Raw genomic sequence first — 8,270 nt, 5'->3', positions numbered from 1 at the left:
GAGAGCAGCGAGATGGACGACAGCGACATCTTCGAGGCGGTCCGGCGGAATCTGGGCGTCGTGGTGTACGACCTGGACACCTCCACCGTCACCCTCGACGACAGCCTCGCCGAACTGGGCTGCAACAGCGTCGACCGGGCCGAGGTGGTGACCCTCACCATGGAGGACATGGGCATCAGCGTGCCCGTGATGGAGTTCCAGCAGACCCGGAACATCCGCTCGCTGGTCGCTCTGCTCGCCCGGCACTCCGCGTGACCCCCGGCGCCGGCGTGGTGGTCACCGGCCTAGGTGTGCACTGCGCGGCCGGCGCGGGCCTGGCGGCCTTCACCGACGCGCTGCGGGCCGGCCGCAGCGCCCTGCTGCCCGCCGCCGACCGGGACGCCGACTCGCCCGGCGCGCCGCTGCCGCCCTTCGACTACCCGGCCCTGCTCACGGAGCGGCGGGCCCGCGGCGGGTGGGTGCCCCGGAAGGCGGCCCGGACGGCGGCCAGGTCGCCGCTCGGCGTGCAGGTCTCCGTGCTGACCGCGGCGGAGGCCTGGGCGCAGGCCGGACTCGCCGAGGGGGCCCTGCCACCCGAGCGGCTGGGTCTGGTGGTGGCCGGCAACAACCTCACCGGCGCGGGTGCGCACCGGGCCGCCGACCGCTACCGGGACCGTCCCACCGCCGTCCCCGGCCGGTACGCACTGCACATGCAGGACACCGATCAGGTCGGCGTGGTCAGCGAGGTCCTCGGCATCGAGGGCGAAGGCTGCACCGTGGGCGGCGCGTCCGCCAGCGGCAACATCGCGCTGATCACCGCCGCCCGGCTGCTCGACGCGGGAACGGTGGACGCCTGCCTGGTGCTCGGCGCACCCACCGAACTCGCCCCCGTGGAACGCCAGGCCTACCGCGCGCTGGGCGCGATGACGCCCGCCGCCACCGGCGCCGACACCGACCACGAACCGCCCTGCCGACCGTTCGACCGGGCGCACCGCGGCTTCACCGACGGTGTCGGCGGCGCCGCCGTGGTGCTGGAGAGCGCCGCGGGTGCCCGCCGCCGGGGCGCGAGGGTGCTGGCCCGGCTGGCCGGGCACGCGCTGCGGCTGAGCGGCAACAGCCTCGCCGACCCGAGCGAGCAGGTGGAGGCCGCGGTGATGCGGGCCGCCCTGGAGCGGGCCGGAGTCGCCCCCGGGCAGCTCGGCTACGTCAACACGCACGGCACCGCCTCGCCGCTCGGTGACCGCACCGAGGCCGCCGCCCTGCTGCGCGTACTCGGACCGGACGCCCCCGCGCTGGTGAACGCGACCAAGGCCCTGACCGGGCACTGCCTGGGCGCGGCCGGGGTGGTCGAGGCGGTCGCCACGCTCGCTCAGCTGGCCGGCGGCTTCGCGCACCCCAACCCGTGGCTCACCGACCCGGTGGAGCCCCGGCTGCGGTTCACCGGTACCACCGCCGTACCGCTGGCCGCCGCGTTCGCGCTGTCCAACAGTTTCGGCTTCGGCGGCTTCCACTCCGCCGTGGTCTTCGCCAACGAGGGGGTATGACATGAGCAGGACCGAGGCGGAGCTGCGGCTGTTCTGCCTGCCGCACGCCGGCGGCGGCGGCGCGTTCTTCCACCCCTGGCGCGCCGCGCTCGCCCCCGGCATCGAGGTCCGCCCGGTGGTGCTGCCCGGCCGGGAGAGCCGGATCCGCGAGCTGCCGTACGTGACGATGGAACAGGCGATCGGCCCGCTGGCCGAACTGATCGGCCCCCAACTCGACCGGCCCTACGCCTTGTTCGGGCACAGTCTGGGCGCCGCCGTCTGCTACGAGCTGGCCCGGCGGTTCGTGGCGCTCGGCCTGCCCGCCCCGGTGCGGCTGTTCGTCTCCTCCCGCCGCGCACCGCATCTGCCCGCGAGCCGCGCGTCCTACGCGCGGCTCGACGACGCGGCCTTCCTCGCCGAGGTGGCCCGGCTCAACGGCACCCCGTCCGACGTGCTGGAACAGCCCGAACTGGTGCGGCTGTTCCTGCCGACGCTGCGTGCCGACTTCGAGTTGAACGACACCTACACGCCGCTGCCCGGGCCCCGCCTGCACTGCCCGATCACGGCGTTCGTCGGGCGGGACGACCCGGAGGCCGACACGGACGAACTGGCGGCCTGGGCGCAGGTCACCGCGGGCGCCTTCCGGTTCCGCGAGTTCGACGGCGACCACTTCTACCTCAAGGAACACGCGGCCGGCCTGCTGGACGAGATCCGGGCGGACCTCGACCTCCGGCCGTCCGCATCGACCAACCGTCAGCTGCCCACCGAAGGAGTGTCCCGATGACCGTCGAGGATCTGCAGAGCCTGCCCGACGACTGGAACCGCGCCCTGGCGGTGGTCGCCCACCCGGACGACATCGAGTTCGGGACCTCGAGCGCCGTCGCCGCCTGGACGGCCGCCGGGAAGAGCGTCTCCTACCTGCTGGTGACGAGGGGCCAGGCGGGCATCGACGGCCTCGCCCCGGCCGAGTCGGCGGTGGTCCGCGAGGCCGAACAGCGGGCCAGCGCCAAGATCGTCGGCGTCTCCGAGGTCGAGTTCATGGACCACCGCGACGGCGAGATCGAGTACGGGCTCGGCCTGCGCCGGGACATCGCCGCCGCGATCCGCCGCCACCGACCCGACTTCGTGCTCGGCTTCAACGGCCGGGAGACCACCTCGACCGGCAAGTGGAACACCCCTGATCACCGGCACACCGCGCACGCCCTACTGGACGCCGTCGGTGACGCCGGCAACCGGTGGATCTTCCAGGACCTGGGCCTGGAGCCCTGGTCGGGTGTCACGTACGTGGCGATGGCCAACTCCCCGCAGCCCACCCACGCCGTCGACGTCACCGACCATCTGGAGGCGGGCATCGCCTCGCTGGAGGCGCACCGCGCCTACCTGGGCGGCCTCAATCCGCCGGTCACCAGCGTCGCCGAGCCGATGAAGGCCTTCGCCGAGCTGGTCGGCCGGCGGTTCGGCGGCCGCCCTGCGGTGGCCCTGGAGATCGTCGCGCGCTGAACGCGCGACGTCCCCGGACCGGCCGCTGCCGGTGCGGGGACGTCGTCGTCTCACGGCAGCTGGTACTCCAGGCGGAAGTACGCCTTCCCCTCCTCGTCGTGGCCGAAGGCACAGGATCCGCTGAGGCCGGTCAGGCCGCCGGTGCCGGAGTTCGGGACCACGAAGCCCATGGACTGCGGCCGGTCGGCGCCCATCGACGCGCCGTGCTGGACCACGAAGGTGCCGGAGAGTCCCGCCAGCGTGGCGACGATGTGCTCGGTGGAGACGTATCCGGCCGATTTCTCGTCCGGGCGGCAGCACAGCAGAACCGCCTCGCCGGTGCCCTCCACATCACCGTGGAAGACGCGCTTCACATCGGCGCGGATAAGCGGCGGACCGTCCGCGGGCTCGAAATAGTTGGATTCTTCCCAGGAGGATGTCTCCCACGCGGAATTAGCAATCCGAGTCATGATCAGCTCTCTCCGGTCGGTCCGAGAAATAGATGCTGGTTCACCAACCTCTCGACGGTATACCGAAAGGCGCCACGGTAGTCGCGCAATTCTGAGCAGATAAGGCGATAGGGGCTTCGTAGCGTGGGATTTCCAGCCCCGCGGTCGAGGAGTCGACATGGAACGAGCGAGCACCGTGGTCCGGGTCACCGATCTGCTGCGCCAGCGGGCCGAACGGTACCCGGACCGTATGGCACTCAACATCGACGGAACCGACGCACTGAACTACGGCGACTGGCAGCGCCGGGTCGACCGCACCGCCCACGGCCTGCTCGCCGCCGGCGTCACCAAGGGCCGCCGGATCGGCCTGCTGTACGGCGGCATGGACTGGACCGGCTACGCGGTCGCCTACCTCGCCGTGCTCGGCGTCGGCGCCACCGCCGTCCACCTCAGCGACCGGCTCGGCGAACGCGAGATCGAACGCCGGCTCGCGGAGTGCCAGGTCGCCGGGGTGATCCACAGCGGCCCGCTGTGCCCGCCCGCGAGCTTCACCGGCTGGACCGCCGAGGTCGCCGAACTGGACAGCGGTGACGAGACGCCGGTCGACGTGCCGCTCGCCCCCGAGGACATCGCCGACGTGCTCTACACCTCCGGCACCACCGGGCCGGCCAAGGCCTTCACCAACCCGCACGGCAATCTCACCTTCGGGCGCGGCCCCGAGGGCCTGCTGCAGTTCGAGAACCCGACCCCGCTGCTCGCCCCGATGCCGCTGGGCACCACGTCCAGCGCCACCACGGTGGCCATCATCGCGGTCACCTCGCCGTCGGCGCTGGTGCTGGTCGCCGTCGACGACGTGGAGCGGATGGCCGAACTGATCAGCCGTCACCGGATCGGCTCGGTGATGATCACCCCGTGGATCGCGATGCGGATGCTGGCCGCCCGGCTCGGCGAACGCCACGACCTCAGCTGCGTCGAGCGGGTGGCGATCGCCTCCGCCCCGCTGGCCCCCGCGCTCAGTCGCGGACTGCTGAAGCTGTTCCCCGCCTCGGAGCTGAACACCGCCTACTCGCAGTCCGAGGCCGTCCCCGCGGTCGTCGTCAACACCTTCGACCCGGCCCGCCCCAGCACCCTCGGCCGGGCCGCCCGCGGCAGCGAGGTCCGGATCGCCGACGCCCTGGGGGCCGAACTCCCGCTCGGCGAGGTCGGCGAGATCCAGTTGCGCTCCGCCGCGCCCGGCCGCCACTACCTGGACGCCCGGCGTGACGCCGAGGTGCGGATCGACGGCTGGATCCGCACCGGCGACCTCGGCCACCTCGACGAGGAGGGCTGGCTGCACCTCTTCGACCGCGGCACCGACGTGCTCGACAGCGGCGCGGGGGTGCGGGTCTCCTCGGTGGCCGTCGAGGCGGCGCTGTACGAGCACCCGGCGGTTCGCGAGGCCGCGGTGGTCGCCGCGGGCTCGGGCCCGGCCGCGGTGGTGGTGCTGGAGGACCCGGCGGCCGCCGCCGAACTGCCCGCCTTCCTCGCCGGGATGCTCGAGCCGCACCAGCTGCCGGTCCTGGTCGAGGCCCGTGAGTCGCTGCCGCGCGGCATCACCGGCAAGGTGCTCAAGCGGATCCTGCGCCGGGAACTGGCCGACCGCTAGCGGGCCCGACACCCCGGGTCCCGCTCCGGCCGCGCCCGTCGCGGCGGAGGGACGTCCGCGATCGGGGCCGCGGGGCCGGACCCGTCGAGGTCCGCCTCGGGCGCGGCCGGCATCGCGGGGATGCGGAGCAGTGCACCCGCGTCGCGGGTGGGTGGTGACCACCCGGGACGGGTTCTCGGTGGGAATCCCGGCGGCGCTCCGGACCCGCGGCAGGGCGACGTCCACGATGGCCGCGTCGAGCACCGCCGTGCGCTGCGCGACGGCGAGCACGGCACGGCCCGTGCCGTCGCGGCGGCCACGCCGTGGCGCCGGGGCCGTCAGGGGGGAAGCGTCCAGCTCGGTCATCGCACTTTCGATCTTCGATAAGGTACTGCACAGTTTCCTATGCGGGGGACCCTACCGTGCAACAAATTGGGAACGCAAGAGTTCACTTGTCGCTCGGATGGGGGATGCCATGACAGCTGACGCCCGGTCGCTCACGGTCGCCGGTACGCCGATTCGGCGCCGGGGGAAGGCCCTTGAGCAGGCCATCTTCGACGCCGTGATCGAACAGCTGGCCCACGTCGGCTACGGGAACCTGACCATGGACTCGGTCGCCGCCACCGCGCACACCGGCAAGGCCGCGATCTACCGGCGCTGGTCCAACAAGGCCGCCCTGGTGATCGACGCCCTCGACAACAGGCTGCCGTCACCCGACGAACTCCCCGAGGGGGCCGACGTCCGCGAGGACCTGATCGAGCACATGCGCGAGAAGGCCACGGTGCTCAACTCCCCGGTCGGCCGCGCCGTACAGAGCCTGCTCGCCGAGATGGACCGGGACCGGCCGTTCATGGGCATCGTCAACGACCGGGTGGTCGCCCCCCGCCAGGACGTGTTCCGGCGGATCCTGGAACGGGCCGCCGAACGCGGCGAGGTCCGCAAGGGCTCGATCAACCCGCTGATCATCGGCATCGGCCCGGCCATGCTGGTCCAGCGCTTCCTGAGCGATCCCTCGCCGGTCCCCGACGACCTGGTGGTCTCCGTGGTCGACGACCTGATCCTGCCGCTGATCCGCCCCTAGCCGCCGGTCGTCGCGGGGCACGCTCAAAAGTGGGCGGCCCCGAACACCCGGGCTGCGTACGGTCGGGCCCGCAGTGGGCGCGGCGCAGACAGCGCGGGCCCGGACCGCTGCGGGAGGTGGCTCGTCGTGGAGTGGGACGTGATCGTGGTGGGCGCGCGATGCGCGGGCGGGCCGACGGCCATGCTCTTCGCCCGGCAGGGCTACCGGGTCCTGCTGCTCGACCGGGCGGCGTTTCGCACCGACACCCTCTCCACGCTGTACATCCAGCAGCCCGGCGTGTCCCGCCTGGAGCGCTGGGGCCTGCTGGACGCCGTCAAGGCCACCGGCTGCCCGCCGCTCGACCGGACCGTCTACGAGATCGACGACGTCCGCCTGGCCGGCTGCGCCGGCCCGAACGGCACGGTGCACGCCTCGTACGCCCCCCGCCGCCACCGGCTGGACGAGATCCTGGTCGAGGGCGCGGTGGCCGCCGGCGTCGAGTTCCGCGACCACTGCGGCGTCAACGAGCTGCTGGTCGAGGACGGCCGGGTGGTCGGCGTGCGCTGCACCGCCCCCGGTGGCCGGTCCGCCGTCGAACGCGCCCGGCTGGTGGTCGGCGCGGACGGCATGCGCTCCACCGTCGCCGGGCTGGTCGGCGCCCGCACCACCGTCGAACACCCGCGGCTGACCTGCGCCTACTACACCTTCTGGGACGGCCCGAAGACCGACTTCGAGCTGTACGAGGGCGAACGCGGCTGGGTCTCCGCCGTCCCCACCAACGACGCGGTGCTGATCTCCGCGTACTTCCCGCAGGACCGCTTCGAGGAGGTCCGCACCGACGCCTTCGCCGCCTACCGGGAGGGTGTCGAGGTCAACGCCCCGGCTCTGTTCGCGCAGATGGAGCGGGCCGAGCAGACCGAACGGCTGCGCGGCACCGGCGACCAGCGCAACTACTTCCGGGAGATGTCGGGCCCTGGCTGGGCGCTGGTCGGCGACGCCGCCCACCACAAGGACTCGATCACCGCGCGCGGCATCGGCGACGCCTTCCTCCAGGCCGAGCTGCTGGTCGACGCGGTCGCCGAGGGCCTGCACGACGAGGCCCGGCTGACCGCCGCCCTGGAGGCCTACGGCACCGAAGTGGTCCAGCAGTTGACGCCCCCCTACCAGGGCACCCTGTTGGTCGCCCAGGCCGACGCCCGCGAGAAGCGCCTGGCGCTGCTGCGGGCGGTCAGCACCAGCGAGGACCTCACCCAGCGGTACTTCGACACGGTGGCCGGGGTCCGCCCGGTCTCCGAGCTGTACACCCCCGAACTGCTGGCCCTGCTACAGGGCTAGGGCCTCTCGTGCGGATCACGCCGTGTCGGATGTCCGGAGAGCGCGCGTGGTTTTCGGCGAGCCAAGTCGCCGACACCTCGGCCGAGTCGAATGTGTGGAACTCCAGGTCCCGAGTCACCACACCGAGTAGCCTTCGACTCGAGAATGCGAGGCCTCGCACATTGCCATTCGTGTGCGGCCACGGTAGTTCTGAAATACAGTCACTATCGGCTTGCCGTCCTCGACCCGAGCCGCGGATGTCGTGCGCTGCTTTTCGGCCACCTCCGAATCCATGTATCTGCACCGAAGGAGTTTCGGCGTGCCCGTGCCCACCAAGTACTACGGTGTCACCCTCGACTGTTCCAACCCCACCGAGCTGGCCGAGTTCTACTCGGAGCTGAGCGGTCTGAAGGTCTCGTACAAGTCGGACGACTTCGCGGGCCTCGACGGCAACGGCGGCCCGGCCATGGGGTTCCAGAAGGTCGCCGACTACCAGGCTCCGCAGTGGCCCGGCCAGAGCGTCCCGCAGCAGTTCCACCTCGACTTCTCCGCCGAGGACCTGGACGCCGCCGAGAAGTGGGTGCTGGAGCTCGGCGCCGCCAAGGCGGAGACCCAGCCCGGCGGTGAGCGCTGGCGGGTCTTCCTGGACCCGGCCGGCCACCCGTTCTGCATCAGCCAGGGCTGACCCGCCCGCCCGGAACGGGCCCGCCGCAGCCGCGGCGGGCCCGTTCCGGCTTGCCCCGCACCACCGCACCGCCGGATCCGCCGATCCCCTCGACTGCTCAATCCTGTACGTCGGTCGGCCGGGCCCGTTGGGTAGCGTCGGCCCGCTGACAATCCCA

At 72.5% G+C, this 8,270-nt stretch carries 9 protein-coding genes; 8 read left to right on the top strand and 1 reads right to left on the bottom strand.

What is annotated here, in order from left to right; all coding sequences use genetic code 11:
- The first annotated feature begins 12 nt into the window (after positions 1-12).
- Genes ACFYO5_RS02620 through ACFYO5_RS02605 form a run of 4 tightly spaced genes read left to right on the top strand, consistent with a single transcriptional unit; the run spans position 13 to position 3,002 of the window.
- Positions 13-255, top strand: coding sequence for a phosphopantetheine-binding protein (locus ACFYO5_RS02620; protein WP_356559285.1), 243 nt, complete (start codon positions 13-15; stop codon positions 253-255).
- Positions 252-1,523 carry a beta-ketoacyl synthase N-terminal-like domain-containing protein gene (locus ACFYO5_RS02615; RefSeq protein WP_388703335.1) on the top strand — a complete coding sequence of 424 codons (1,272 nt, stop codon included), beginning with the start codon at positions 252-254 and terminating at the stop codon, positions 1,521-1,523. Before ACFYO5_RS02620 ends, ACFYO5_RS02615 begins: the two co-directional genes overlap by 4 nt.
- 1 nt (position 1,524) lies before the next feature.
- The gene (locus tag ACFYO5_RS02610; RefSeq protein WP_388703332.1) at positions 1,525-2,286 is read left to right on the top strand and encodes a thioesterase II family protein; all 762 of its coding nucleotides are present in this window, start codon (positions 1,525-1,527) and stop codon (positions 2,284-2,286) included.
- The gene (locus tag ACFYO5_RS02605) at positions 2,283-3,002 is read left to right on the top strand and encodes a PIG-L deacetylase family protein (RefSeq protein ID WP_388703329.1); all 720 of its coding nucleotides are present in this window, start codon (positions 2,283-2,285) and stop codon (positions 3,000-3,002) included. The genes ACFYO5_RS02610 and ACFYO5_RS02605 overlap by 4 nt, the downstream gene beginning before the upstream one ends.
- A 50-nt stretch (positions 3,003-3,052) precedes the next feature.
- Here ACFYO5_RS02605 and ACFYO5_RS02600 read toward each other — a convergent pair whose 3' ends face one another.
- Positions 3,053-3,451: a DUF3224 domain-containing protein gene (locus tag ACFYO5_RS02600; RefSeq protein WP_356559277.1), complete on the bottom strand. Its 399-nt coding sequence runs from the start codon at positions 3,449-3,451 to the stop codon at positions 3,053-3,055.
- 157 nt (positions 3,452-3,608) lie between these two features.
- Between ACFYO5_RS02600 and ACFYO5_RS02595 the strand changes: the two genes are divergently transcribed.
- The 4 genes from ACFYO5_RS02595 to ACFYO5_RS02580 all read left to right on the top strand — a co-directional run bounded on the left by ACFYO5_RS02595 (position 3,609) and on the right by ACFYO5_RS02580 (position 8,113).
- On the top strand, positions 3,609-5,075 hold the full coding sequence (locus tag ACFYO5_RS02595; protein ID WP_388703326.1) for an AMP-binding protein: 1,467 nt from the start codon (positions 3,609-3,611) through the stop codon (positions 5,073-5,075).
- A gap of 454 nt (positions 5,076-5,529) precedes the next feature.
- Positions 5,530-6,135: a TetR/AcrR family transcriptional regulator gene (locus ACFYO5_RS02590; protein WP_388703324.1), complete on the top strand. Its 606-nt coding sequence runs from the start codon at positions 5,530-5,532 to the stop codon at positions 6,133-6,135.
- A gap of 126 nt (positions 6,136-6,261) precedes the next feature.
- Positions 6,262-7,449: an NAD(P)/FAD-dependent oxidoreductase gene (locus ACFYO5_RS02585; protein ID WP_388703321.1), complete on the top strand. Its 1,188-nt coding sequence runs from the start codon at positions 6,262-6,264 to the stop codon at positions 7,447-7,449.
- A gap of 298 nt (positions 7,450-7,747) precedes the next feature.
- Entirely contained in the window at positions 7,748-8,113 is a 366-nt protein-coding gene (locus tag ACFYO5_RS02580) for a VOC family protein (protein ID WP_356559269.1), read from the top strand.
- The last annotated feature ends 157 nt before the right edge of the window (positions 8,114-8,270 follow it).

It is taken from the genome of Streptomyces sp. NPDC006259, assembly GCF_042870975.1.
Lineage (GTDB): Bacteria > Actinomycetota > Actinomycetes > Streptomycetales > Streptomycetaceae > Streptomyces.
The sequence above is the reverse complement of the archived record's forward strand: the minus strand, read 5'-3'. Positions and strand labels throughout refer to the sequence as shown.